General features: G+C 54.3%; 22 protein-coding genes and 1 pseudogene. 13 read left to right on the top strand and 10 right to left on the bottom strand.

Going from position 1 to position 25,016, the window contains the following annotated elements; genetic code table 11:
- A complete protein-coding gene (locus RHJ80_RS02685) occupies positions 1-231 on the bottom strand; it encodes a photosystem I reaction center subunit IV (RefSeq protein ID WP_011057407.1) in 231 nt (76 codons plus the stop codon).
- A 201-nt stretch (positions 232-432) separates the two neighbouring features.
- Here RHJ80_RS02685 and RHJ80_RS02680 point away from each other — a divergent pair, with 201 nt between their 5' ends.
- The gene (locus RHJ80_RS02680; RefSeq protein WP_206200958.1) at positions 433-771 is read left to right on the top strand and encodes an STAS domain-containing protein; all 339 of its coding nucleotides are present in this window, start codon (positions 433-435) and stop codon (positions 769-771) included.
- Positions 772-798: 27 nt separating this feature from the next.
- Here RHJ80_RS02680 and RHJ80_RS02675 read toward each other — a convergent pair whose 3' ends face one another.
- Genes RHJ80_RS02675 through RHJ80_RS02660 form a run of 4 tightly spaced genes read right to left on the bottom strand, consistent with a single transcriptional unit; the run spans position 799 to position 4,229 of the window.
- On the bottom strand, positions 799-1,860 hold the full coding sequence (locus RHJ80_RS02675) for a 3-deoxy-7-phosphoheptulonate synthase (RefSeq protein WP_206200957.1): 1,062 nt from the start codon (positions 1,858-1,860) through the stop codon (positions 799-801).
- A gap of 35 nt (positions 1,861-1,895) precedes the next feature.
- The gene (locus tag RHJ80_RS02670; protein ID WP_206200956.1) at positions 1,896-3,032 is read right to left on the bottom strand and encodes an LptF/LptG family permease; all 1,137 of its coding nucleotides are present in this window, start codon (positions 3,030-3,032) and stop codon (positions 1,896-1,898) included.
- Between the two features lie 2 nt (positions 3,033-3,034).
- Positions 3,035-3,823: an LPS export ABC transporter ATP-binding protein gene (gene lptB, locus RHJ80_RS02665; RefSeq protein ID WP_302677272.1), complete on the bottom strand. Its 789-nt coding sequence runs from the start codon at positions 3,821-3,823 to the stop codon at positions 3,035-3,037.
- Positions 3,783-4,229 (bottom strand): LptA/OstA family protein, encoded by a 447-nt coding sequence (locus tag RHJ80_RS02660; RefSeq protein WP_302677271.1) that lies wholly within the window; start codon positions 4,227-4,229, stop codon positions 3,783-3,785. Before RHJ80_RS02660 ends, lptB begins: the two co-directional genes overlap by 41 nt.
- Positions 4,230-4,289: 60 nt before the next feature.
- On the opposite strand from RHJ80_RS02660, the gene holA reads away from it, so the two are divergent.
- Entirely contained in the window at positions 4,290-5,297 is a 1,008-nt protein-coding gene (holA, locus tag RHJ80_RS02655; RefSeq protein ID WP_302678780.1) for a DNA polymerase III subunit delta, read from the top strand.
- Here holA and RHJ80_RS02650 read toward each other — a convergent pair.
- Positions 5,234-5,689, bottom strand: coding sequence for a hypothetical protein (locus tag RHJ80_RS02650; RefSeq protein WP_206200953.1), 456 nt, complete (start codon positions 5,687-5,689; stop codon positions 5,234-5,236). The two genes, holA and RHJ80_RS02650, sit on opposite strands and share 64 nt — an antisense overlap.
- A gap of 320 nt (positions 5,690-6,009) precedes the next feature.
- On the opposite strand from RHJ80_RS02650, the pseudogene RHJ80_RS02645 reads away from it, so the two are divergent.
- The 7 genes and pseudogenes from RHJ80_RS02645 to RHJ80_RS02615 form a co-directional block, all read left to right on the top strand.
- A pseudogene (locus tag RHJ80_RS02645) lies at positions 6,010-6,327 on the top strand (helix-turn-helix domain-containing protein); the annotation flags it as partial.
- A 29-nt stretch (positions 6,328-6,356) separates the two neighbouring features.
- A complete protein-coding gene (locus RHJ80_RS02640) occupies positions 6,357-6,500 on the top strand; it encodes a hypothetical protein (protein ID WP_310801410.1) in 144 nt (47 codons plus the stop codon).
- A gap of 67 nt (positions 6,501-6,567) precedes the next feature.
- Complete coding sequence (locus RHJ80_RS02635; protein WP_310744059.1) at positions 6,568-6,891, top strand: metal-sensing transcriptional repressor; 324 nt, start codon at positions 6,568-6,570, stop codon at positions 6,889-6,891.
- Between the two features lie 27 nt (positions 6,892-6,918).
- A complete protein-coding gene (locus RHJ80_RS02630; protein WP_315863358.1) occupies positions 6,919-7,212 on the top strand; it encodes a YggT family protein in 294 nt (97 codons plus the stop codon).
- Positions 7,212-8,081 (top strand): DNA adenine methylase, encoded by an 870-nt coding sequence (locus tag RHJ80_RS02625; RefSeq protein WP_310437981.1) that lies wholly within the window; start codon positions 7,212-7,214, stop codon positions 8,079-8,081. Before RHJ80_RS02630 ends, RHJ80_RS02625 begins: the two co-directional genes overlap by 1 nt.
- A complete protein-coding gene (locus RHJ80_RS02620) occupies positions 8,059-8,514 on the top strand; it encodes a hypothetical protein (RefSeq protein ID WP_310744057.1) in 456 nt (151 codons plus the stop codon). Before RHJ80_RS02625 ends, RHJ80_RS02620 begins: the two co-directional genes overlap by 23 nt.
- Positions 8,515-8,655: 141 nt before the next feature.
- On the top strand, positions 8,656-10,392 hold the full coding sequence (locus RHJ80_RS02615; protein ID WP_310743335.1) for a diflavin flavoprotein: 1,737 nt from the start codon (positions 8,656-8,658) through the stop codon (positions 10,390-10,392).
- A 9-nt stretch (positions 10,393-10,401) separates the two neighbouring features.
- Here RHJ80_RS02615 and RHJ80_RS02610 read toward each other — a convergent pair whose 3' ends face one another.
- The 4 genes from RHJ80_RS02610 to gyrA all read right to left on the bottom strand — a co-directional run bounded on the left by RHJ80_RS02610 (position 10,402) and on the right by gyrA (position 15,652).
- Positions 10,402-10,851 (bottom strand): hemerythrin family protein, encoded by a 450-nt coding sequence (locus RHJ80_RS02610; protein WP_206200947.1) that lies wholly within the window; start codon positions 10,849-10,851, stop codon positions 10,402-10,404.
- Between the two features lie 120 nt (positions 10,852-10,971).
- On the bottom strand, positions 10,972-12,054 hold the full coding sequence (locus RHJ80_RS02605; protein ID WP_310801409.1) for a class I SAM-dependent methyltransferase: 1,083 nt from the start codon (positions 12,052-12,054) through the stop codon (positions 10,972-10,974).
- A gap of 50 nt (positions 12,055-12,104) precedes the next feature.
- Complete coding sequence (hpnA, locus tag RHJ80_RS02600; protein ID WP_310801408.1) at positions 12,105-13,094, bottom strand: hopanoid-associated sugar epimerase; 990 nt, start codon at positions 13,092-13,094, stop codon at positions 12,105-12,107.
- Positions 13,091-15,652 carry a DNA gyrase subunit A gene (gyrA, locus tag RHJ80_RS02595; RefSeq protein ID WP_310801407.1) on the bottom strand — a complete coding sequence of 854 codons (2,562 nt, stop codon included), beginning with the start codon at positions 15,650-15,652 and terminating at the stop codon, positions 13,091-13,093. Before gyrA ends, hpnA begins: the two co-directional genes overlap by 4 nt.
- Positions 15,653-16,032: 380 nt before the next feature.
- Between gyrA and RHJ80_RS02590 the strand changes: the two genes are divergently transcribed.
- From RHJ80_RS02590 to RHJ80_RS02575, 4 genes are all read left to right on the top strand, one after another.
- Entirely contained in the window at positions 16,033-20,658 is a 4,626-nt protein-coding gene (locus RHJ80_RS02590) for a glutamate synthase-related protein (RefSeq protein WP_310801406.1), read from the top strand.
- A 61-nt stretch (positions 20,659-20,719) separates the two neighbouring features.
- Positions 20,720-23,902 carry an ATP-binding protein gene (locus RHJ80_RS02585; protein WP_310801405.1) on the top strand — a complete coding sequence of 1,061 codons (3,183 nt, stop codon included), beginning with the start codon at positions 20,720-20,722 and terminating at the stop codon, positions 23,900-23,902.
- Positions 23,902-24,336: an urease accessory protein UreE gene (gene ureE / locus RHJ80_RS02580; RefSeq protein ID WP_310801404.1), complete on the top strand. Its 435-nt coding sequence runs from the start codon at positions 23,902-23,904 to the stop codon at positions 24,334-24,336. The genes RHJ80_RS02585 and ureE overlap by 1 nt, the downstream gene beginning before the upstream one ends.
- Positions 24,326-25,003 carry an urease accessory protein UreF gene (locus RHJ80_RS02575; RefSeq protein ID WP_206200941.1) on the top strand — a complete coding sequence of 226 codons (678 nt, stop codon included), beginning with the start codon at positions 24,326-24,328 and terminating at the stop codon, positions 25,001-25,003. The genes ureE and RHJ80_RS02575 overlap by 11 nt, the downstream gene beginning before the upstream one ends.
- Positions 25,004-25,016 lie beyond the last annotated feature (13 nt).

The raw sequence follows: 25,016 nt of genomic DNA, 5'->3' as shown, positions 1-25,016 counted from the left end.
CTATTTACCTTTTTTGGGCGGAGCCACTTCTTGCACTTCGTGCAGCGCAAAGTTATTGGTGTTCACACCGCTGGCACTGCCGCTGTAGCCGGTGTAATTGACTTTGTCGAAGCGCACAATCACAGGATATTTGACGCCGGGGGTTTGATCCACAGAGGCGACGGTGCCCACTTCGTTGTACCAGTAGGATTCAGGGCGGAGAATCTTGACTTTAGAACCACGTTGCACCATGAGTTATCGTCCTAAAAATTTCTCAACGGCTAGAGTTAAGCCTACTATGACTACTACGGCCTGTTACGCTCACTCCACAAAATTTCACAGAGCACCCCATCTCTGGAACCCAGCAAAGGGCGGTTATGGGTTGGTCGCGTGACGAATCTCGGTGAAAAAAAGGCTGTATACTAGCGGGGAACTCCTTTCCATCATCCTGTTATGGCTAATACTGTCGAAGTGATTAAGCTGTCTGGGGTCTTTGGTGGCCCCCAAGCTCAGGAATTTCGTCAAACCATTGGTGAGCTGGTTCAAGGGGGGACTCAAGCCCTATTGCTGGATTGTGGTGAGGTCACCTTCATTGACAGTTCTGGCTTAGGCGCTCTTGTTGTTGCCCTAAAAACCGTCCGGGCAGGTGGGGGACAGCTTTACCTATGCAATATTCCCAAGCAGATGATGATGCTCTTTGAACTCACGAGCATGGATAAGGTCTTTCACATCCTCAAAAATGAGGAAGAGTTCTTTTCATTGAATCTACCTTCCCAAGGGGCAAGTAACTAGCTTCCCCTGCTACAATAGGCGATTCAGTTATCTGGCAACCAGTTGTGACCCCACCGCACTAGCCAATTGTTCGAGCATCGTTACTGTTGTCGCAAAGTCCACGCAGGGATCGGTGATACTTTGACCATAGACCAACTGCGAGAGATCCTTGGGAATCGGTTGATTACCCGCCTTGAGATGGCTCTCGATCATCACACCCGCCAAATAACGGGAACCTTGCTGTACCTGCTGGGCAAGATTTTCACACACTAGCACTTGGCGTTGGGCATCTTTGGCAGCGTTGGCATGGCTGCAATCCACCATCAGGCGGGGGGTGAGTCCCTTACGCTCTAGGAGGGCAGCCGCCATTTCGATGTGAGCGGCAGAATAGTTAGGGCCCTCTTTGCCGCCGCGCAGTACAAGGTGAGTATCGGGATTCCCAGTGGTGGCAACAATACTGGCACGGCCTTCAGCATTAATTCCCAGAAAATGGTGTGACTGCTGTGCCGCGATCATGGCATTAATTGCGGAATCTAAGTGACCATCGGTGCCATTTTTGAAGCCTACGGGCATCGAGAGACCCGACGCCATTTGACGGTGGGTTTGGCTTTCCGTCGTACGAGCACCAATGGCGGTCCAACTCACAACGTCAGCAATGTACTGGGGAATGATTGGATCGAGCAATTCTGTAGCGGCGGGCATCCCCAAGTTGGCCAAATCCAGCAGCAGCTTCCGTGCGAGGCGTAAGCCGGTGTTGATATCATAGCTGCCATCGAGGTGCGGATCGTTGATCAGCCCTTTCCAGCCTACAGAGGTGCGGGGTTTTTCAAAATAAACCCGCATGACAATTTCAAGACTATCCCGCAGGCGATCGCGCAGCCGCGCCAACTTTTCCCCGTATTCCAAGGCTGCCTTGACATCGTGAATTGAACAAGGCCCCACAATGACCAGCAGTCGGCGATCGCGCCCCTTAAAAATGTCACGAATGCGATCGCGGGTTGTGGCCACAAGGGTGGCTTGGGATTCGGTCAGCGGTAAATCCGCCAGCAGGGTAGCAGGCGTCAACAAGGGTCGCGTCTCAACAACGTGAAGATCAAACGTTTGCGGCATGGATCAGCAATCAGCACTTTTTTCATCATACCTCTCTAGCTACGATCCGCGCGCCACAGTAGGGCGATCGCCACCACCAAGCCAATACCGTGGGGCAACCACGCTGCTGCAAGGGGGGAGAGGGTGCCAATCGTCCCCAGTGCACCGAGAAAAAACGTGAGCACGTACTGACCAAACACCACTGCCACACTAATGCCAAATCCTTGGCGCCCCCGTCGTTGGGAGGGACTGAGGCCAAACCCCACCCCCAAAAGGGCAAAGACCACCGCCAAGAAGGGTTGGGCATAGGCCTGAGCCAGATGAACCTTGAGGGCACGCACCAGTTCTGGCTCTTGATTGGGATCGAGACGTTGCAGGGCACGGCGTGCTTGGGTGATCGAGAGTTCATCCACATCTGTTGGCCGCAGTTGTTGAGATTGGGCAGGCCGCGGCAAGCGGATCTCCTGTTGATCAAATTGCAAGAGATTGCGGCTGACTCCCGTGTGGGTAATCAAATAGGCTACCCCCTGAGAGAGTAACCAGCGACTCTCACGCACATTCCACTCAGCGGATTCAGCGCTAATGACCTGAGTCACCTGTGGTTGTGAAAAGTCCAAAACCGTGATTCCCTGAATGCGGCTGCCATCAAAGCGATGCCCATAATACAGTCGCCGCACATCTCCTTGGCGATCGTACTCAGGGTAGAAAATATCGGTGCCTGAGCCGAGGGTACGCTCCTGTTGCAGTAACTCCCGCATGAGTTTTTGCGATTCATACTTGGCGATGGGTACGGCGATTTCATTGAGCGCAAGGGTCAACCCACTCACAAACAATGCAAAAACCACCACAGGGACGAGGACACGGCGCAGACAAATCCCCACACTGCGCAGCGCAATCCACTCCCCCTCCTCTGAGAGCCGACTCATCGCCCCCACAACCGCGAGCAACACGGCCATCGGAAACACCAAGACCAAGACGCTGGGCAGTTGATAGCCAATCAATTGCAGCAAAATCGTTAGGGGCAGTTGAGCATCGGCAATTTGTCGCACCAGATCAAAAATCGTGCCGACGGTCAGCGCCAAAGTGGTAAAGATTGTAACGCCAAAAACAAACCCCGGCAGCAGTAGCGAGAGAAGATACTGATCTAACTTGGGAAGGGTCGGCAACCAGATCCGCCGCAGTGCTCTGATCATGTCTAGAAGCGAAAATCCTCACCGAGGTAGTATTGCCGCACTTTGGCATCCTGGGCCAATTCCCAGCTATTCCCTGCGGCTAAAATCTGCCCTTCCCGTAAAATGTAGGCGCGGTCAATAATTTCCAGCGTTTCCCGCACATTGTGATCGGTAATGAGAATGCCCATTTGGCGATCGCGCAGCTTGGCAATCATGTCCTGGAGGTCATGCACGGCAATGGGATCCACGCCCGCAAAGGGTTCATCGAGCAGTAAAAAACTGGGGCCTTGCTTACCTGCTGCCAAGGCACGGGCTAATTCGGTGCGCCGCCGTTCTCCCCCTGAGACTCGCCGACCGAGGGTGTGGGCAATGTGGGTGAGGCGGAATTCCGTGAGTAGTTGATCCAAGCGATCGCGCCACTGCCGCCGCGGCACTCCCGTCTCCTCTAAAACCAAGAGAATATTTTCAGCAACCGTCAACTGGCGAAAGATACTCGGTTCTTGGGGCAGATAGCCAATGCCCCGCCGTGCTCGCTGATGTAAGGGAGCTTGGGTAATATCCTCATCATCCAGCCATACTCGGCCATCATCCGGTCGTTCAATCCCCGTTGCCATGTAAAAGGTTGTCGTTTTCCCTGCACCATTGGGCCCCAGCAGACCCACCACCTCTCCGCGAGCCACCGAGAGACTGACGTGATCCACCACCCAACGACTGCCATACCGTTTACATACCCCCTCTAGGCGAAGCGTGGTCGGTAGCGCAAACCGCCCATTAGGGCTGCACAGGTGTAAGAATTTGTTGGTTAGGGTCATCGGGGATCATTAAAATAGATTCGACTTGGCGGCTGGGGGCGGGCAGAGCGACAAATTTTGCTTCCTCAATAAGATATGTGATGGTGTCAGCGCGGAGACTGTTCCCCTGTTGCAAAACATACACATTCCCACTGAGGACAATGCGCCCCTCCCGGCTAAAGTATTGTGCTTGTGCCGCCGTGGCCTGAATTTGGCGGGCGGGATAACGCAGTTGCACATTGCCCCGTGCCGTGATCACGCCTGTGACGGCATTCGCCTGCTGCACATCGGCCAAAATGGTAAGTGCTTGGGAAGGCGTTTCTTGGGAGTCTGCGGGCTGCCAGAAGAGGGGAGCGATTGCTAACCCTACCCCCAGTGTACCCAGCGCCAAAAGGCGGGATGGCCATCGGGAACAAGAGTGCAACATTTCCTTAAAGTCTCCGCCACAATGTCTTTATCCTAGTGGATAAGGGAAAATTTCCGCATCATGCCCGTTTACTTCTATTGGGGGGAGGATCAATTCCGACTCGAGCAGGCCGTGAAAGACCTACGGCAACAAGTGGTCGATCCCCTGTGGGAGAGTTTTAACTTCGAAAAATTTGCTGGGGAGGATGCTGAGGCCGTTCAAGCCGCGTTGGCGCAGGTGATGACGCCGCCCTTTGGAGAAGGCGATCGCTTGGTGTGGCTAGTGAATACAACGCTAGGTCAACGCTGTAGTGCGGAACTACTCGCAGATTTAGAACTCACCTTGCCACAAATTCCCCCGAACTGTCATTTTCTTCTTACCAGTCGCCAAAAACCCGACAGCCGCAGTAAAGCCGTCAAGCTGCTGCAACAGCATGGCAAGATTCAGGAATTTAGTCCGATTGCCGCTTGGAAAACCGCTGAGATTGAACAGCAAATCCGTGAGGCGACTCAACGCTATCCAGTCCGCCTGCCCCCAGAAGGAATACAACTGCTTGCCGAAGCCGTGGGCAATGACAGTCGCCAACTCCACAATGAATTAGAAAAATTGGCCTTGTTTGCGGGCGATCGCCCCCTTACCGCTGAAGACATCACCACCCTTGTTCATGCCACCCAACAAAGTAGCCTCACCCTTGCCAGTACGCTGCTGCGGGGAGACACAGCCACTGCCCTGAGCCAACTGGAGGACTTGCTACTCCAAAATGAACCCCCCTTGCGCCTTTTGGCCACCCTGACGAAACAATTTCGCACCTGGTTGTGGGTCAAGTTGCTCAGCCATGAGCGCGACCATCAACGCATTGCCAAGCTCGCCGAAGTGGGAAATCCGAAACGGGTCTATTTCCTGCAAAAAGAAGTGAACGCTGTTGCTTTGCCGGCCCTTCAAGCCTGTTTGCAGATTCTCTTAACCACGGAGTATCAACTCAAGCTAGGGGCTGAGCCAGTGGCGACTCTACGCCAAGGGATGATTCAGCTTTCCTTGGCCTGCTCACGGCGTTCTTGGGGCGATCGCTCGGGCGGCGGTGACAATTGACTCGGCGGCAACCGCGAAGGTTTGCGACTGGGACGATTCCACGTTTGCCATGCGGCTTTTACCCCGGCAAAAACACTACGGGTGGTCACTTTCGCCTCTTGAACTTGGCGTTTTGCCGCTGCAATTCCTTGATCCACCTGCTTGACGACATTGCCTGCACTTTCTACCCCTTGGCTAATGTCGTCGGTGAGATCGCTAATCTCTAGACCTGTCAAGCGAATTGCTTCTAGGGTAGGGGGCAATTCACGCCCCAAGGTATCAAAGAGCTTTTCGGCACTGCGCGCCGCCCGTGCCAATTCCATAAACGCCGGAATCGCAGCAACCAGAACGGCTGCCAAGCATACGGCCACTAATACCAGTGACACCGCCAACCAAAAAATTGGTTCTGTCACGTTGGTTCGTCCACTGAATCCTGCGGGGGATGTGTCCCGATACTATCACGACTTCCCTAGGGACAACAGTTACGGGAGTGACGCCCAAGGCAAACGCCCACTTGAAAATTTAGGAAAAAGCCGTCACATTCATGGCCAAAACCAAGTGCAGCTAGCAAGTTTGCTACCAAAATTCGCCGCAGTGCTCCGTCTATACCGCAAAGCGGTTAGGTGGTGAGGCGGCGGGCGACCGCAGGGAGCAGTCACTCAATCTCAGCTTGTTGCTGGATATATTGAGCTAGCACCGAACATCGGGCGTGACTAATCGCTATAATGCACTCATGCTCACCCTGACGTACGAGTACAAACTCAAACTAACCCAGCAGCAGGCCAAGCAGATCGACCACGATCTAGACGTGTGTCGCCAAGTTTGGAATGATCCGCTGAGGGAACGCAAAGACTGGATTGCTTCGCGCAAATGTCCAGTCAATGCCTGCTCTGTGCGTAGCGAGTACATCATCCCAGCGGATGCCCCTTACCCCAGCTTCAACGTGCAGTGCCAACGATTGACTGAAGCAAAGCAGTTCAACCCTGATTTAGCGTCGGTTAACGCCCAAGCATTGCAGCAAGTCTTGAAGCGGCTAGACCAAGCGTTTGAGCGGCGGCATTGGTGATGAGCTTACGGGAGATGGTGCAACGAACACATTTTGCGGCTGCTTTAGAAGTCCAACAAGTTCTCAGCCCTGCTCAGCGCCAACAACCGGCGGCTATGAATCGCCAACGCTTAGTGAATTTAAGAAATTATTTTCAACAGGGAGCAACACAACCCTAGTTCCTAATCTGTTGAATATTTTGTTGAATAGGTTGATTGTTGTACTGATTGTTTAGGACTATTTGCCGTGAGCACTGAATTCCATTCCCATTCTTCTCCTTCCCTGCATTCCCATCCCCATCATCACAGTGAGGAATCGCTGCGGGCGATCGTCAATCGGCTCTCGCGCATTGAAGGGCACGTGCGTGGTATCAAAACGATGGTGCAGGATAGTCGCCCTTGCCCAGAGGTACTGATTCAAATTGCCGCAGTGCGGGGAGCGTTGGATCGGGTGGCACGGCTGATTCTCGATGAGCATTTGAATGAATGTGTGACTCGTGCCGCTCAAGAGGGACGCATTGATCAGGAACTCGCAGAACTTAAAGCTGCCCTTGATCATTTTTTGGGATAATGATTTGGGATAGTGTAAGCGATGCCAATGCCTGTGGTTATTGTCATCAATTGGGTACTGGGAATCATCCTCGCCATTTTTACCCTGATCTTTCTGGTGCGGATTGTCCTCACGTGGTACCCCCAGATTAACCTCACCCAAGGGCCATTGAAAGTGATTTACTGGCTTTCAGAGCCTGTGCTGGCACCAACTCGCCGCGTTGTGCCGCCCCTTGGGGGAGTGGATATTAGTCCCATTATCTGGGTGGGTATTGTCACGCTCCTACGGGAATTGCTCGTGGGGCAGCAGGGACTGTTGTTCATCCTGTTTCCACCGGTCTAGTGGGGACAACAACGATCCTCAGCCCGAAGCCATTTCTCAAGTGGGCGGGGGGCAAGTCGCAATTGTTGAGCCAAATGGCTCCCTATTTACCCCATCAATGTCGCTGTTATGCTGAGCCGTTTTGTGGCAGTGCAGCGCTCTACTGGTATCTCTTTGGCCAAGCCCAACAGGGGGAATTTCAGTTTCAGCAGGTGCGGTTGAGCGATCGCAACCCTGAACTAATGAACTGCTACCAAATTGTGCGCGATCGCGTGGAGGACTTAATTCAAGAACTCACGGCATATCGCCAACAGCACAGCGAAGCTTTTTACTACCACATTCGTAGCTTAGATCAGCAGCAACTTGATCCCCTCACGCGAGCAGCTCGCTTCATCTATCTGAACAAAACCTGTTTTAACGGCCTCTATCGTGTTAATCGTGCCGGGCAGTTCAACGTTCCCATGGGTCGTTATCGCAATCCCCAAATTTTTGATCCAGAGGCTCTGCGCCAAGCGAGCCTTGCTCTGCAAAAGGTGACATTGAGTGTGGCGGATTTTCAAGAGGTCTTAACTTGGGCAACGGCGGGGGATTTTATCTACTTTGATCCACCTTACTATCCTCTTTCTAAAACAGCCAGCTTCACCAGTTACACTGATCAGCCCTTTGGCGAGGCAGAACAGATTGCCCTGGCCAACGTTGTCGCTGAGTTGGCTCAACGGGGATGCTACGTCATGCTTAGCAATGCTTGGGTTGAACCCATGCTGCACCTGTATCGCTCTTGGCACTGTATTGAACTCAAGGCCAGCCGTGTGATCAACTCCAATCGCCACAAACGCGGTAAGATTAGCGAGCTGCTGGTTGTTACCTATGGCTATTTCGAAAGGGAGTGAGATATTTTCAAGAGGGATAAGCTATACTCAAAAATTCATGAATATCACTCAAGAAGCCACGGAATGTTGTGCCTGTGTTTGCCCCCGAGGTCAATCCCATGGAGCGGTTGTGGCAAAATCTGCGAGCAGCATGAGCATGGCAGTCGTTCGAGGCGCTGGAAGCCCTGCGTCAAAACCTGCAAGCTGTATTGTTACAACTGACGACGGCAGTGATTCGTTCTTTGACGGGCTGGTCATTTATTACACAGCCTTTATTAACCCTATCTTCAAATTGAATTGGTATTATAAAGCAAATATAAAAACAAAGATTAAAAACCATAATATTGAATCTCTTTATTTGATAAGATTAAAAAAATTATTAAAGTTTTTAAGCGTTAACCAATTTCTTGAATTCCAATTACTTAATAGCCTTTTTAATAACCCTGCGATTTGAAAAATGATCAAATAAAACATCAATGATCAAGAATAAAAATTTTACTGGTAATTCCCTAGGCGATTAAACTACGTTATAGTGGCAGTGCTATTTCGATATTTTCGATAGCAGTACCGCAGATAGGTTTTCAGGAGGTGTCCAATGCTCACGGAAACTCGTCCCCGTGATGTTCAAGTCGCAGAAATTGCGCCCGGGGTTTTGGTCTTGCGATCGCGCACTTGGGATCGGCTGAAGTTTGAAGTGGAGTACGGCCGTCAGCAGGGAACCACCTCCAATTCCTACCTGATCCGAGCACCCCAACCCGCCCTGCTGGATCCGCCAGGGGAATCCTTTACCCAAATTTATTTGCAGGAACTCCAGCAGCACATTGATCTGAGTCAACTGCGGTACCTGATTCTTAGTCATGTCAACTCCAACCGTCTGGCGACCGTCAAGGTTTTGCTGGAAAAAGCGCCCCAGATCATTATCGTCTGCTCTAAGGCAGGGGCAGTAACCTTGCGCTCCACCCTTGGCGAGCAATTGAATCTCTGGATTCCCCGTGCGGAAACACCCCTAGAGTTAGGGGGCGATCGCCAACTGGAGTTTATTGCTGCTGCTACGCCCCGCTGGCCCGATGGCTTGATCACCGTTGATCCTCAGAATCAAATTGTGTTTACCGATAAGCTCTTTGGTGCCCATGTCTGTGGCGATAGCCTCTACGATGAGCAGTGGAAAAAACTCGATGCGGATCGTGCCTACTACTTTGAATGTTTGCATGCGGCGCAAACCCGCCAAGTGGAAAGCATTTTGGATCGCTTGGTAGAACTGACACCGCCACCGCGCCTCTATGCCCCCGCCCACGGCCCGATCGTCAAGTTTAGCCGTAGCCGCCTCTTTCAGGACTATCGCGACTGGTGCCAAGCCCAAACGGAACAGGACACCAAGGTAGCACTTTTCTATGCCTCTGCCTATGGCAATACAGCAATTCTAGCCAACGCGATCGCCCAAGCCCTAACGGCAGCCGGTGTGCAAGTGGAGGCCATTAACTGTGAAACCACACCCCCAGCAGAAATGCAAGCCCTGATCCACAGTAGCGACGGCTTTATTATTGGCTCGCCCACCCTAGGGGGACACATGCCGACACAGGTGCAGACCGCTTTGGGGTTTATTTTGGCGGAGGGCAGCCAAACCAAGCTGGCGGGGGTCTTTGGCTCCTACGGCTGGAGTGGTGAGGCCATTGATGACATTGAACAAAAGTTGCTTGATGCTGGTTATACCCTTGGCTTTGAAACGCTGCGGGTGAAGTTTACCCCCACGGCGAGCGATCTTGAAAAATGCCAAATTGCCGCCAACGAGTTTGCCCAAGCCCTGAAGAAACTGCGCAAGAGTCGCACCGTCCGCCCCCCCAGTCTCGTCGAGGCACAGGTGGATCGCACCGAGCAGGCAGTGAATCGGGTCGTGGGTTCCCTGTGTGTTCTGACCACCCTACCGGAAGGGTGTTTTCACCTCACCCAAGCGGCAGCGATTTTGGTGTCGTCGGTCTCCCAAGCCTCGTTTAATCCCCCCGGTATCACAGTGTCCTTGCCGCAGGAATGGGCAGAAAGCCTCTGCTTGGTGGGCGATCGCTTTGTCTTGAATATTCTCAAGGAAGGCAGTCCCCTCGTTCGCCAATTTCAGCAGGCACAACGCCTTGGTGAGCAACAATTAGCCACCCTTGGCCTCAAAAGCGCTGAGAGTGGTGCCCCGATTTTGCTCGATGCCCTTGCCTATTTGGAATGTACGGTAGAGTCCCGCATGAACTGTGGCAACCACTCGCTGATCTATGCCGTGGTCGAGAGTGGTGAATTGCTGCAAACCAGTGGCTTAACGGCCATCCAACATCGCAAAACCAGTGGTTAGTCCCGAGATCTAAAAGGCAGTTTCCGCCGTCAACTCAGCCGCTTGTTGCTGTGCTAGCTCCTCGGGATGGGTGAGCAGGTAGAGCATTGGCAGATCTTCTTCGCGAATATGGCGCACGACTAGAGCACCAATCGCCTCAATCGTCTCTGGTGTCAGCTTTTCGGGATGACCCTGCACCTGCTCAAGCACCCCACTCAAATCCCGTAGCAGATTTTGGTGAGCCGCACGGTGGGAGAGATAGAGGGGATGGTTGGCAGCAGCCATCAGAGTTTCTTCGTGCTGGAAGTGGCGTTCTGTTTCGCTGGCGCACTCTAGTAATTGCGGCTTCACTTGCGAAAAGGTTGCTCCCTCAGCGATCGCCGAGCGTAACTGCTGTAACATCGCCAGCAGTGCCTGATGTTCCTGATCGATTTCCGCCAAGCCAGAGACAAACTCCGCTTGCCATGCCAGCCCATCCATCAATTAACCCTCCAGACTGCCACAGGGAAAAGACATTTTGACATACTGTGTTCAGCCTAGCAGCCCCGCATCGCAGGAGGTGGGCACCGTTACAAAGTGTAGCGGACTGGTACCTTTGGGCTAAGAAGGCTTAACGGCCACCCAATACTTACTCATAAAGTGGTGCTGCACCTCTTTGACCACTAGGCCTGCTTTTTCTAAGCGGATGTTGAGATCATCTTCAATGTAATTCCGGTAAAAGGGCTCGTGGAAAAGGTTGGCAAAGTTTTCCATCATCGGGCGCTGCTCTGGGGAATCCAGGGCTTGAATCGAGTCACAGATGACAAAGACACCCCCCGGCTGGAGAACGCGGGCACATTCATTGATCACGTTTTGGCGCACTGGGGCGGGCAGTTCATGGAAGAGAAAGACACAGGTGACGGCGCTAAAGTAGTTGTCCACGTAGGGCAAGCTTTCGGCATTCCCTTGAATGAGTTGTGGCAAATCCCCGGTCTGGGTGGCCAGTAGGGAGTTGGCTTTGCGCAAGTAGGTAGGGGACAAATCAATGCCAAAGAGGGCTGCTTTGGGGAAGCCATAGCGCAGTTGTTTTAGGGTGCGACCGGTGCCACAGGCAACATCGAGAATGCGTACAGGTGGCGTAGGAGGATGAGTGGCAAAATGTTGGGCAATGGGAGCAATCACGCGCCGCCGCATCGCATCTGCCGTACCGCCAAAGAGCAGCTCCACTTGCAGATCGTAGAGGTTGGCCGAGGTCTCACTGAGGTAGCCATCGGTTTGGTAGTGGAAGTTTTGGCGATAATACTGCGGATAGTCCTCAAGGCGCACGTCCTTGGCAAATTCCTGAAATTGGCGCGATCGCGCCCGCTGCCACATTTGCAGTAAGTCAAGGCAGAGCACAGGATAAAAGCGCAAGAATTCTTCCCAAGGCGCATCAAACAGCAGGGTAGGGGGGTAGAAGCCCGCGGCAGCGTCTTGCCAATCTTGCTCCAGTAGGGCGTCGTAGCGTTCTTTTAGCCAAGCTTGTAACTCAGGGCTCAGGGGTTGCGTCCGCGGTTCGGTGGGAAAAACGGTATTTAGAAGACGGCTACTCAGGGTTTTGTGGGCAATGGCAAAGACATTTTTCCCCCATTGCAGGGCTTGGTAGGCACGATGAAGCGTCTCTTCCACAAGCGGCAACTGCGAGGTAAAGGGCGCAACCAGCATAGTTCTTAACTAAACTTCATAATTTCCATTCCTCAACTATATCGCAAACCCTAGGGGCAGTAGCCGTGCTCGCGGTACCAAGTCACGGCGTCTCGGAGCGCCTCCTCAATCGGCGTCTGGGGCAGTCCCAATTCGGCCACGGCTTTGCGGGCATCGTAAAACATTTTTTGCTGTGCCATGCGCACTCCGTCAACGGGGATGGTTGGTTGTTTTCCCAAAGCCCCCAGCACCACTTCATCGAACCAGGCTACTACGAGGGGAATCACCACAGGAATTTCGCCAAGGGGACGCGGCAATCCAGTCATCGTGGCTAGGCGTCCTAGAATTTCTGCCAGTGTGAGGTTGTGGTGGCCAAGGATGTAGCGTTCACCGGTTTTGCCCTTTTCCAAGGCTAAGAGATGACCGATCGCCACATCCCGCACATGGATCAGGTTCAACCCCGTGTTGACATAAAAGGGCATCTGTCGCCGCAAAAAACGCAGGATCATCTCGCCAGTGGGGGTGGGCTTCGCATCCCAAGGGCCAATGGGGGTACTGGGATTGACAATGACAATATCTTGCCCTTGGCGGATCGCCTCGTGAGCCACCTGCTCTGCCCAGTACTTGGAGCGCTTGTACTCGCTAATCAGCTTTTCAGGGGGGCTTTGATAGGCTTCGGTGGTGGGTTGGCCACTGGGATCCACACCAATGGCGGCCACGGAACTGGTGTAAACGGTGCGCTCAATGCCAGCCTCACGGGCAGCAGCTAAGATGCGACGGGTGCCCTCTACATTGACGGCATAGAGGAGGGGGCGATCGCGCCGCCACAGACTGTAATGGGCGGCAACATGGAAGAGCACTTGGCACCCTTGCATCAAGGGCACTAAGTCACTGGTGCGGAGATCCCCCTGCACCAACGCCACATCCCACGCCCTGAGATGGGCAGCCTGCTGCGGTTGGCGCACAAGGGCACGGACACGATACCCCCTCTCGGCAAGGACTTGTGCCACATGGGTACCGACAAAGCCACTGGCACCCGTGAGAAAGGCGGTGGTGCTCAATCTTCCTCGGCCTCCATGCTACCGGGGGGCAAGACGGCTGCCGTGACAATCACATCATCCTCATCTAGGCGTTGCAGACGGACGCCCGTGGCCGATCGCGACTGCGAGGAAATATCCATCACCTTTTGGCGAATAATGATGCCGCGACTGGTGACAATCATCAATTCATCCTCGGCATTGACAATCCGCAGAGCCGCCAGTTGATCCTCGTTACTTTTGGCTTTGAATTTGGTGGCGGTAATGCCCATGCCGGCGCGGTTTTGCAGCCGAAACTGTTGCACGGGTACCCGCTTGCCGTAGCCATTGGTGGTGATGACCAGTACCCAAGGGCCTTCCGTTTGAGCCACCGTCTCCTCAGCGTCTTCCATCTCGGCACTGTCATCCTCCGGGGGGGTAGCAAAACGGTTGGCGATCGCCGCCGGCAGAATATCCATCCCCACTAGTTCATCCCCCGGACGCAGGCTCATGGATTTGACCCCCCGCGTGGCACGGCCAAGGGGGCGCAGTTGATCGTGACTGGCGCGAAAGTGAATCGCCATGCCCTGCCGCGAGCCGATGATAATGGTGTCCTCTTCGCGGGTACGCCGCACCCACCGCAGTTGATCCCCCTCCTCAAGGGAAATGGCAATCAGGCCATTGGTGCGGATATTGCTAAAGGCCGCTAGCGCCGTTTTCTTAATGAAGCCCTTGCGGGTGAGCATCACCAGATACTCATCTTCCCTAAACTCTTGGACGGCAATGACGGAGGTAATTTTTTCCTCGCGGGGAATGGGCAGCAGTTGGACAATGGGGGTGCCGCGGGCTTGGCGCGAGCCACTGGGAATTTGGTAGGCGGGCAAGGCATAGACTAAACCGCGATCGCTAAAGAAAAGAATGCGATCGTGATCATTACAGCTAAAGAAGTGCTCAACGGCATCATCCTCTTTAATCTCTGCCCCTTTGCGTCCCCGCCCATCGCGACTTTGGGCTTCAAAGGTATCCACGGGCATCCGCTTGATGTAGCCCTGCTGGGTAACGAGAATGACGGATTTATCGTTGGCAATTAAATCGGTGTCGCTAATCTCGCCATCCGCTTGCACAATCAGCGATCGGCGGGGCGTGGCAAACTTGGCCTTGAGGTCGGTGACTTCTTTTTCAATAATCTCCAGTACCCGCTGGCGATTGGCCAAAATATCGCGATAATCGGCTATTTGCCGCTGAAGGTCTGCGTGCTCCCGCTCAATTTTTTCCGCCTCTAAGGCCGTGAGGCGTCGCAGTTGCATCTGCAAAATGGCATCGGCTTGGGCTTCACTGAGGGCATAGGTTTGCATCAATTGCTGACGAGCAAGGGTCGTGTCACTCGCACTGCGAATGAGTTGAATCACGGCATCGAGATTGGCCAGCGCCACCAGCAACCCTTGGAGCAGGTGATCCCGTTCTTCAGCCTTGCGCAGGGCATAGCGGGTACGGCGGGCGATCGCCGCTTCACGGAAACTAAGGAACACCTCTAAACTGCGTTTGAGGGTCAGCAATTGCGGCTCGCCGTTGACGATCGCCAGCATATTGGCGCCAAAATTCACCTGTAGGGGGGTTTGCTTGTAGAGATTGTTGAGCACCACCCGTGGGTAGGCATCCCGCTTTAGCTCAATTACCACCCGAATGCCATCGCGATCGCTTTCATCCCGCAGATCGGCAATGCCCTCAATTTTTTTCTCGTTGACCAACTCGGCCATTTTTTCCATCAGCGCTGCCTTGTTGGTTTGGTAGGGCAACTCCGTCACGATAATCGCCTCGCGGGGTTGGCGACCCGGTGCTTCAAGGGTTTCAATCGTGGCCACTGCCCGCAGCGTCATCGAGCCGCGACCGGTGGTATAGGCCTCTTCAATGCCCCCTTGGCCAAGGATATGCCCCCCAGTGGGAAAATCTGGCCCCGGAATGTAGCGCATTAGCTCGCGATCGCTAATCTGGGGGTTATGGATAAGAGCCACCAGCCCATCCACCAGTTCTCCCAAATTATGGGGCGGGATATTCGTCGCCATCCCCACGGCAATGCCAGAGGTGCCATTGAGCAGCAACTGGGGAATCCGCGCCGGTAAAACTAGGGGTTCCTGCTGCGAGCCGTCAAAGTTATCAACAAAGTCAACGGTTTCCTGCTCGATGTCCTGTAAGAGGGCTTCTGTGGCTAGGGCTTGCAGCCGACACTCGGTGTAGCGCATCGCGGCCGGCGGATCATTGTCAATCGAGCCAAAGTTGCCATGGCCATCAATGAGGGGGTGACGCATAGAAAAGTCCTGCGCCATCCGCACGAGGGCATCATAGACCGCTGAATCGCCGTGGGGGTGATATTTCCCTAGCACTTCCCCCACCACACGGGCACATTTGCGGAAGGGGCGATCGCTGGTCAGCCCCAACTCATGCATGGCATAAAGGATGCGGCGGTGTACGGGTTTGAGACCATCGCGGGCATCGGGAAGGGCACGCCCAACAATGACGCTCATGGCATATTCAAGGTATGAGCGCGAAATTTCGTCCCGCAACTCAGTGGGAATGATCCGAGAAGAATCAGCAGCAAAGCTCATGGGCGTGTTTTACCAAGCAATTAATCGGGAAGCCTTGTTGTTCAGTTGGAAAATTTAATGATATCACGCCAGCCTGAACGCCAACCTTAACCCCTCTCTGCTGCGGCGTTCTAGCCCTCAAGTCAGCCTCAGCGATCGCTGGTTTGCCGGCTCCTATGGCCAAACCTTAACAATCTCTTGCTTTGGCGTTTCTGGATCCAAGCGAAGCCCCTATAATAGCGAAAGACCCTATACGTTGCTCCATCACCAGCACTCTCTAATCTCTGTATACTGTCGCCTTGGCTCCTCCCTTCGAGTCGTGGCGTTTTTCAGTCCCTAGAGCTGGTTGCTGTTGTCAAGACAACGTTAGACCCCTCAGTCGATTGAACGCTTTCAGACCCATGCAACAATCCGCCTTTTCTTCCCCCGTGCATCAAGTTGGTTACCATGGACAGCCTTGGCTTGTGGCCGAGCGAGATGCCTGTGGTGTGGGTTTTGTTGCCCATCGCAAGGGGATAGCTAGTCATCGCATCTTGACCCAAGCCCTAGAGGGAGTGACCTGCCTTGAACACCGCGGGGGCTGTAGTGCCGATCGCGACTCTGGGGATGGGGCTGGCATCATGACGGCGATTCCGTGGGAGTTGTTGCCGGAGTTTGGCATTCCCCGCCAGCGGATTGGGGTGGCGATGATCTTTTTGCCCCAAGGGGCGGCAACGGCAGCGGCAAAGGGGATTGTGGAACGGGTGCTCAGTGAAAATGAACTGCGCCTGTTGGGCTGGCGAGCAGTGCCCGTGAATCCCAGTGTTTTAGGGCGCCAAGCAAGGCAAAATCAGCCCCAAATTGAACAGCTCTTTGTGGCTTCCAGTAAAGCCAGTGGTGATGAACTGGAGCGGCAGCTCTACTTAGCGCGCAAGCGCATTGAGCGGGCGATCGCCCAAATCAAGGCGGACTGGCGACAGGACTTCTATATCTGTTCCTTTTCCACCCGCACCATTGTCTATAAGGGCATGGTGCGCTCGGCAGTACTGGCCCAGTTTTATGAGGATTTGCGCAACCCCAACTACATCACCCCCTTTGCCCTTTATCACCGCCGCTTTAGCACCAACACCATGCCTAAGTGGCCCTTGGCGCAACCGATGCGGATGCTGGGACACAACGGCGAAATCAATACCCTCTTGGGGAATATCAACTGGATGCGGGCACGAGCCGCCCAACTGAGCCATCCCTATTGGGGCGAAGCCTTTGCGGATCTCATGCCCATTGTCAATGCCGAAAATAGCGACTCCGCCAACCTCGACAATGTGCTGGAATTGCTGGTGCAATCGGGACGGCAGCCCCTGCAGGCAATGATGATGCTGATTCCCGAGGCCTATCAAAACCAGCCCGATTTGGCGGATCACCCCGAGGTGGTGGACTTTTACGAATACTACAGTGGCCTTCAAGAGGCGTGGGATGGTCCAGCACTAGTGGCCTTTGCTGATGGCAAAATTGTCGGCGCCACCCTTGATCGCAATGGCCTGCGACCTGCACGCTACACCCTCACCAATGACGATCTGGTGATTGTCTCTTCCGAAGCGGGCAGTATTCAAATTGATGAAGCAACGGTGATTGAAAAAGGCCGCCTTGGCCCTGGGCAGATGATTGCCGTTGACTTAGAACACCAAGAGCTGCTCACCAACTGGGAAATCAAACAGCGGGTGGCACAGCAGCAACCCTACGGCGAATGGCTGAAAACCTATCGCCAAGAACTTGCCCCTCAACCCTATGGCGAAACCCCCACCCTCGAAAGCCAAACCTGCCTACAACAGCAAATGGCCTTTGGCTTCAGCGCCGAAGATGTGGAAATGATCATTGAGGTCATGGCCAAGGATGGCAAGGAACCCACCTTCTGCATGGGGGATGACATTCCCTTGGCGGTGCTGTCGCAACAACCCCACCTACTCTACGACTACTTCAAGCAGCGCTTTGCCCAGGTCACCAATCCGGCCATTGATCCGCTGCGGGAAAAACTGGTGATGTCCTTGGTGACTCGCCTTGGTGCGCGGGGGAATTTGCTCGTTGAAAGCCCAGAAGATGCCCGCCTGCTGCAACTCAATTCTCCCCTCATTAATGAAGCAGAGCTAGAGGAAATTCTCAAGGCTCCCTTTGGTACCACTCGGCTCTCGACACAGTTTGCGATCGCCCAAGGGCCTGCGGGGCTTGAGGCCGCTGTGAATCGGCTCTGTGAACAGGCCGCTGCCGCCGTCAAAGGAGGCGCCGAAATCCTTGTGCTCAGCGATCGCCACAACCTTGCTGGCGAACCCCATCTTTTGGATGCCGACACGTCCTATATCCCACCCCTATTGGCGGTGGGGGCAGTGCACCACCATTTGATTACCCAAGGCATTCGCCGTCGCGTCTCCCTTGTCGTGGAAACAGCCCAATGCTGGAGTACCCATCACTTTGCCTGCCTGATTGGCTATGGCGCCGGAGCAGTGTGTCCCTACTTGACATGGGAAACGATTCGCCAGTGGTGGCATAGCGATCGCACCCAAAACCTGATGGCCAAGGGCAAACTGCCGCAACTGACACTGCAACAGGTGCAGGCCAACTATCGCAAAGCCGTGGAGGAGGGACTCCTAAAAATCCTCTCCAAGATGGGGATTTCTCTGATTGCTAGCTATCGCGGTGCCCAAATTTTTGAGGCCATTGGTATTGGTGATGACCTGCTCAACAAGGCCTTCATTGGCACTACGTCGCGGGTGGGGGGTCTGACGCTTCAAGACTTGGCTCAAGAAACCATTGCTTTTCACCACAAGGCCTTCCCCGAACTCACCGCCAAGAAACTGGAGAACTTTGGCTTTGTCCAATTCCGTCCCGGTGGCGAGTACCACATGAATAATCCGGAGATGGCCAAGGCACTCCACAAAGCCGTGAGCAGCAATAGCTATGACCATTACGAGGTCTATCGCCGTCAACTCACCGGTCGGGTACCCACAGCACTGCGGGATCTGCTGGACTTCCAGAGCGATCGCCCCAGTATTCCCCTCGAAGAGGTTGAACCCGCCAGTGAAATTGTCAAACGCTTCTGCACCGGGGGGATGTCCTTGGGTGCCCTCTCGCGGGAAGCCCATGAGGTGCTGGCGATCGCCATGAACCGCCTTGGCGGTAAATCCAACTCTGGCGAGGGGGGCGAAGATCCGATTCGCTTCCAAGTGCTGACGGATGTGGATGCTGAGGGGCACTCTCCCCAATTTCCCCATCTGCGGGGCTTGCGCAACGGTGATACCGCCAGTTCCGCCATTAAACAGGTGGCCTCTGGGCGCTTTGGCGTTACTCCGGAGTACCTGATCAATGCCCAGCAAATTGAAATCAAGATTGCCCAGGGCGCGAAACCGGGGGAAGGCGGTCAACTGCCGGGCACGAAAGTCAGCCCCTACATTGCTATGCTGCGGCGATCAAAGCCGGGCGTGTCCTTAATTTCGCCGCCGCCCCACCATGACATTTACTCCATTGAGGATTTGGCGCAACTGATCTTTGATCTGCACCAGATCAATCCCCAAGCGCAAGTCTCCGTGAAACTAGTGGCCGAAATTGGTATTGGTACGATTGCTGCTGGGGTGGCAAAAGCCAACGCCGACGTGATTCAAATTTCCGGTCACGATGGTGGCACCGGTGCTTCGCCCCTGAGTTCGATTAAGCATGCTGGCAGTCCGTGGGAATTGGGGCTGACGGAGGTGCACCGCGTTCTTTTGGAAAATCAACTGCGCGATCGCGTGATTCTGCGGGTGGATGGTGGCCTCAAGTGTGGCTGGGATGTGGTCATGGGGGCCCTGATGGGTGCCGAGGAATTTGGCTTTGGCTCGGTGGCAATGATTGCCGAGGGCTGCATCATGGCGCGGATTTGCCACACCAATAACTGTCCCGTGGGCGTGGCCACCCAAAAAGAAGAACTGCGCCAGCGCTTCCCCGGTATGCCTGAGCATGTGGTGAACTTCTTCCTCTTTATTGCCGAAGAGGTGCGCTCAATTCTGGCTCAACTGGGCTACCGCACCCTCAATGAGATCATTGGTCGCGCTGATCTGCTGGTGCCTCGTCAAGATGTCACCCTGACGAAAACTGCACCCCTGAATCTAGACTGTTTGACGAAGCTGCCCGACACGCGGCACGATCGCCAGTGGTTGCAGCACGAAACAGTGCACAGTAACGGTGCCGTTCTCGATGATGAAATTTTGGCACGCCCAGAGGTGCAAGCCGCCATTGAGAAACAGCAAACCGTTGAATTAGAGCTGCCCATTGTCAACACCGATCGCACTGTCGGGGCACGCATCGCGGGTGCCATTGCCAAAAAGTATGGCAACACGGGTTTTGAAGGTCAGATTACCCTCCACTTCCGAGGCAGCGCTGGCCAGAGCTTTGGCGCCTTCAATCTGCCGGGGATGATCCTCAACCTCACCGGCGAAGCCAATGACTATGTCGGCAAAGGGATGCATGGGGGTGAAATCATTATCAAGCCGCCGGCCAATGCTCCCTATGCGGCTGCGGAGAATGTGATTATTGGCAACACCTGTCTCTACGGCGCCACGGGGGGGTTTCTCTTTGCCAATGGCCGCGCCGGTGAACGATTTGCTGTCCGCAACTCCAAAGCCTCTGCCGTTGTCGAGGGCACAGGGGATCACTGCTGCGAATACATGACCGGTGGGGTGGTCGTGGTCTTGGGCACTACGGGTCGCAATGTGGGTGCCGGTATGACCGGTGGCTTGGCCTACATCTTGGATGAAGCGGGTAACTTCCCCGCCAAGGTCAACCCCGAAGTTGTCAAACTCCAGCGGGTCACCTCTGCCATTGGTGCCGCCCAACTCAAACAACTGATTACTGCCCACCACGAGCGCACGGGGAGTGCCAAGGCCGCAATGATTCTGGAGCAGTGGGAGCACTATTTACCCCTCTTCTGGCAGGTGGTGCCGCCTTCGGAAGCCAATACCCCGGAAGTGGTGGGTGAAGTGGCCACTGACAGCGACAGCAAAGTACTCAGTCCCCTTTCCTAGAGGATTGGTCTTTTTAGGCAGCCTAAAATTAAGGGGAAAGCCTAGGGAGGTCGAGGCCGCCATGCTCAGCAAGCTATCCTTTCGCCATAAGCTCTTGCTGGGGACGCTCCTGCCGATTGTTGTCATCTACACCGGCCTTTTCCTCTACATTCGGGCGCGCCTGATTGGCCGCAGTACTGCCGATTATGAAAAGTGGCAGGGAACGCTGGTGTCCCTCTACGCCGATCAATTTAACGACTCACTGGCGCAGGTGGCGCAACTGGCAACCACCACTGCCTATGCCCTAGAAACCTTCCCCAAGGTCGATGAACAGCAGCTGTATGCATTTTTGCGCCGCAATGTCACTGTCAATCCCTTGGTCTATGGATCGGCGATTGCCTTTACTCCCTATAGCTTTTCTCCCCGCAAGCGCCTCTTTTGCCCCTATATTTATCGGCAGGGGGGCACATGGCGGCAAAAGGATACGGGAACAATTTACGACTACACCCAACCCCAATGGAACTGGTACACAGAGCCAATTCAAAGCGGTCAGCCCCGCTGGAGTGATCCCTATTTTGATCGGGGTGCGGGGGATAGTTGGATGGTAACCTATTCGGTGCCCTTCCGCCGCCAAGGTCAAATTCGGGGAGTCGCCACGGTGGATGTGGCTCTAGAAAGCCTGCAGCAGACCATGAACATTCAAGCCCTCCAAGAAGGCCAGTTCTTTGTCTTGGATCGCAAGGGACGGATTATCTTTCATAACGATGTCCAGTTCATTGGTCAATCTATTTTTTACATTGCCAAGGAAAACAACCACGGCGATCTTGCCGCCCTAGGCAGAGCAATGGTGGCGGGTCAAAGGGGACAGCAATGGGTCACTGATTGGCTTTCCCAAGAGCGCCAATGGGTCTTTTATGCGCCGATTCCCGAGGCACGCTGGAGTCTGGCCATTCGTATCAATGAAGACACACTGCTTGACTTTATTCATGAAGAAACGTGGGCGGGTCTGTGGATTTTGGGGATGTCCTTTGGCTTGATTAGTTTGCTGACTTGGGGAGTGACAGGCTACATCGTGCGCCCCCTGAAGCGGCTAAATGCTGCAGCCCACAAAATTGCAGTGGGTGATCTAGACATTGCCGCTGAGGTGGACACCGCAACTCAGGATGAGTTGGGCAACCTCGGTCGCACCTTTGTGGATATGGCAGGGCAATTACAGGAAAGTTTTAGTGAACTCCACCGCTTTAATCAACGCCTCGAAGAGGAAGTGGCGCACCGGACGGCTGCCCTTGAGGCGGCCAATCGACAACTGACCGAAAAAGAACGGGTACTTCATGACCACAATGTTGCTTTGGTGCAGCTGAGCCAATCTCCCCATGTGCAACAGGGACACTTTCGTATGGCGTTGCAGGAGATTATCCAAGTGACGGCAACAACACTGCGCGTCCAGCGGGCTTCGGCATGGGAACTCCAGGGCGATCGCCTCAAATGTGTTGTCCAGTACGACCCTGCCGCCAACAACCCTACTCAATCCACCTACCTCACCCAGCCCCCCTATCCAGAGTACTTGAAACTGCTGCGCACCGGGGAACCCCTCGTGGTCAATGATTTACTCACAGATCCGCGCACCCACGAACTGCGGGACTATGCCAAACTTCAGCGGGTGTATTCTCGGATTGATGCGCCGATCATCTTCAATGGTCAATTATTGGGAGTGATCTGTGTTGAGAGTATTGGCGAGCATCGGGTTTGGCTGGTGGAGGAACGCAGTTTTGTCTCCAATGTGGCGGATATTGTCACAATCGCCCTTGCAGCCCATCAACGTCATCAAGCGGAGCGGGAGTTACTCAAGGCCAAAGAGGCAGCAGAGGCAGCCAACAAAGCCAAAAGTATTTTCCTTGCCAACATGAGCCATGAACTGCGCACCCCCCTCAATGCCATTCTCGGCTTTAGTCAAATTTTGCTCAGCGATCGCACCCTTGCACCGCAGCATCGGCAAACCCTTGAAAAGATCAACCGCAGCGGTGAACACCTTTTGGGTTTGATTAACGATGTCCTTGACATGGCCAAAATTGAAGCTGGGCGTATCACGCTTCAGGAAACCACCTTTGATCTGCGGCGGATGCTGCAAACCCTCGAAGAAATGCTCAAGGTGCGAGCTGAAGCTAAAGGGTTGCGTCTGGTCTTTGATTTGCCCGCCAATCTGCCGGTGGCGGTAACCACTGATGAAATGAAGCTGCGCCAAGTATTGGTGAACCTCTTGGGCAATGGCATTAAATTCACCAAAGAGGGGGGCGTCTCCCTCAAGGTCAGCTATAAAGCCCAAGAACCCCCGCGACTCGCCTTTGAAGTCAGTGATACGGGTATTGGCATGACCCCGGCAGAGTTGAAAATGCTCTTCCAGCCCTTTGTCCAAACCGATAGCAGTAAAAAAGTGAGTGAAGGCACTGGGCTGGGGTTGGCCATTAGTCGCCAGTTTGTGCAATTGATGGGGGGTGATATTCAAGTCCGTAGCACGAAAGGGCAGGGAAGTCACTTTTACTTTGAGATCAACATTGGCCTTGGCGATCCCCAAGAACTCGAGGAGGAAAGGGCACAAACCGTTGTTGGCCTGCGATCGCCCACCTCAGAAGTCCGCATTCTGGTGGTGGATGATATTCCCGAAAATCGTCAATTATTAACCCAGCTCCTAGAACCCGTAGGCTTTCGTTGTCAAGAAGCCTGCAACGGTCAAGAAGCGGTTGAAATTTGGCGGACGTGGCAGCCCCATGCCATTCTCATGGATATTCGCATGCCCGTGATGGATGGTAAAACGGCAACGCGACAGATCAAGAAAGAAGTGGGCGATCGCCTCCGACGCGGCGAAGCCGTCTGCGTCCCGAAAATTCTTGCGGTGACCGCCAGTGGCTTTGAGCAGGACAAACAGGAACTGCTGAATCTCGGTTGTGATGACTACATTGCCAAGCCCTTCCGTCCGCAAACGATTTTTGAACGACTCGCCGCCCAGTTAAATCTAGAGTATGCCTACGAGGATGCTCTGCCCCCCGCAAGTGCTCCCCGTCCTCAGGTGCTGGATCCAGCCGCCCTAATGGTGATGCCCCGCCCTTGGATTGCTGAACTCCAAGAAGCGGCCAAAAAGCTCAATGCCAAGCGCATTCGCGAACTGATTGCTGAAATCCCATCCGAAGAAGCCGCCTTGATTGCAGGCCTTCAACAACTAGTGAAAACCTTCCGCTTTGATAAAATTGTCGAGTTGACGCTGGTTTGATGTTCACGCTGACGCAACTTTGCCCTACAACATTGGAAAATGCCCGTCAGTTGCACCTCTCATTGACCGCAGAGGAACGCTGTCGCAGTCGTCTCCATTGCCACAGTGATGAGGGGGAATCTCTCTATCTGAAGTTGCCGCGCGGGATGACGTTACAGCCGGGCGATCGCCTTCAGGACGAGGACGGCACAGTAGTCGTCACGGTTCACGCCAAACCCGAACCCACGCTAAAGGTGATGGCTACCACTCCCCTTGACCTTCTACAGGCCGCCTACCACCTTGGGAATCGCCACCTCCCCTTGGAAATTCACACCGATTATCTTCGCTTGGGGGCAGATTCCGTGTTGCAAACCATGCTGGAACAGCGGGGCTTAATAGTAACGTTTGAAGTCGCGCCCTTTTGTCCCGAGCGCGGTGCCTACCATGTTCACTGAGTCAGCGCTGTTAACCTTGTTGCAGTGGGTGAGTCCCGCTTTGCCCATTGGCGGCTTTAACTACTCCGAGGGCTTGGAGACCCTGATTGCCCAAGGCAAGATCACCTCAGCAGCCGCCGTACAGGATTGGCTCACCTTTGAACTGGCTTTTGGCAGTGCTCACTTGGAAACAGCAGTGATGGGGCGGGTCTATGGGGCGATCGCCAAGGGCGATTTTGACGCCGTTCACCAGTGGAATGCGTGGCTCTCGGCTGCCCGCGAAAGCGCCGAACTGCGTGCCCAAAATTGGCAAATGGGAACAGCATTGATCAACCTCGTCGCTGCCCTCGATCGCCTACCGCCAGAACTTCAGACTGGTCAGCCCTACCCTTGGAATGTCAGTGTTGCCTTTTGCATTGCCGCTGCCCTTGCCGACATTCCCCTAGAAACCGCACTTCTAGGCTATCTCCATAGTTGGGTCACTACTCTGATCAATGCAGCGGTGAAACTGATTCCCCTTGGTCAGACGGCGGGTCAAGTGCTTCTGCGCCAACTTCAGCCCCAGATTCAGCAAACCGTGCAGCAGAGCTTAAATGTGACTGACAATGATTTAGAAAGCTGTACCTTGGGCTTAGCCCTCGCCAGTATGCAGCACGAAACGCTCTACTGCCGCCTATTTCGCAGTTAATCCTGTCTAGAAA

Source organism: Thermosynechococcus sp. QS41 (assembly GCF_031583515.1).
Classification (GTDB): Bacteria; Cyanobacteriota; Cyanobacteriia; order Thermosynechococcales; family Thermosynechococcaceae; genus Thermosynechococcus.
The sequence above is the reverse complement of the archived record's forward strand: the minus strand, read 5'-3'. Positions and strand labels throughout refer to the sequence as shown.

Excerpts from the sequence above, each read along its gene's own strand:
- RHJ80_RS02685 (WP_011057407.1), bottom strand. The coding sequence starts at position 231 with ATGGTGCAACGTGGTTCTAAAGTCAAGATTCTCCGCCCTGAATCCTAC.
- RHJ80_RS02680 (WP_206200958.1), top strand. The coding sequence starts at position 433 with ATGGCTAATACTGTCGAAGTGATTAAGCTGTCTGGGGTCTTTGGTGGC.
- RHJ80_RS02675 (WP_206200957.1), bottom strand. The coding sequence starts at position 1,860 with ATGCCGCAAACGTTTGATCTTCACGTTGTTGAGACGCGACCCTTGTTG.
- RHJ80_RS02670 (WP_206200956.1), bottom strand. The coding sequence starts at position 3,032 with ATGATCAGAGCACTGCGGCGGATCTGGTTGCCGACCCTTCCCAAGTTA.
- lptB (WP_302677272.1), bottom strand. The coding sequence starts at position 3,823 with ATGACCCTAACCAACAAATTCTTACACCTGTGCAGCCCTAATGGGCGG.
- RHJ80_RS02660 (WP_302677271.1), bottom strand. The coding sequence starts at position 4,229 with ATGTTGCACTCTTGTTCCCGATGGCCATCCCGCCTTTTGGCGCTGGGT.
- holA (WP_302678780.1), top strand. The coding sequence starts at position 4,290 with ATGCCCGTTTACTTCTATTGGGGGGAGGATCAATTCCGACTCGAGCAG.
- RHJ80_RS02640 (WP_310801410.1), top strand. The coding sequence starts at position 6,357 with ATGGTGCAACGAACACATTTTGCGGCTGCTTTAGAAGTCCAACAAGTT.
- RHJ80_RS02630 (WP_315863358.1), top strand. The coding sequence starts at position 6,919 with ATGCCTGTGGTTATTGTCATCAATTGGGTACTGGGAATCATCCTCGCC.
- RHJ80_RS02620 (WP_310744057.1), top strand. The coding sequence starts at position 8,059 with ATGGCTATTTCGAAAGGGAGTGAGATATTTTCAAGAGGGATAAGCTAT.
- RHJ80_RS02615 (WP_310743335.1), top strand. The coding sequence starts at position 8,656 with ATGCTCACGGAAACTCGTCCCCGTGATGTTCAAGTCGCAGAAATTGCG.
- RHJ80_RS02610 (WP_206200947.1), bottom strand. The coding sequence starts at position 10,851 with ATGGATGGGCTGGCATGGCAAGCGGAGTTTGTCTCTGGCTTGGCGGAA.
- RHJ80_RS02605 (WP_310801409.1), bottom strand. The coding sequence starts at position 12,054 with ATGCTGGTTGCGCCCTTTACCTCGCAGTTGCCGCTTGTGGAAGAGACG.
- gyrA (WP_310801407.1), bottom strand. The coding sequence starts at position 15,652 with ATGAGCTTTGCTGCTGATTCTTCTCGGATCATTCCCACTGAGTTGCGG.
- RHJ80_RS02590 (WP_310801406.1), top strand. The coding sequence starts at position 16,033 with ATGCAACAATCCGCCTTTTCTTCCCCCGTGCATCAAGTTGGTTACCAT.
- RHJ80_RS02585 (WP_310801405.1), top strand. The coding sequence starts at position 20,720 with ATGCTCAGCAAGCTATCCTTTCGCCATAAGCTCTTGCTGGGGACGCTC.
- ureE (WP_310801404.1), top strand. The coding sequence starts at position 23,902 with ATGTTCACGCTGACGCAACTTTGCCCTACAACATTGGAAAATGCCCGT.
- RHJ80_RS02575 (WP_206200941.1), top strand. The coding sequence starts at position 24,326 with ATGTTCACTGAGTCAGCGCTGTTAACCTTGTTGCAGTGGGTGAGTCCC.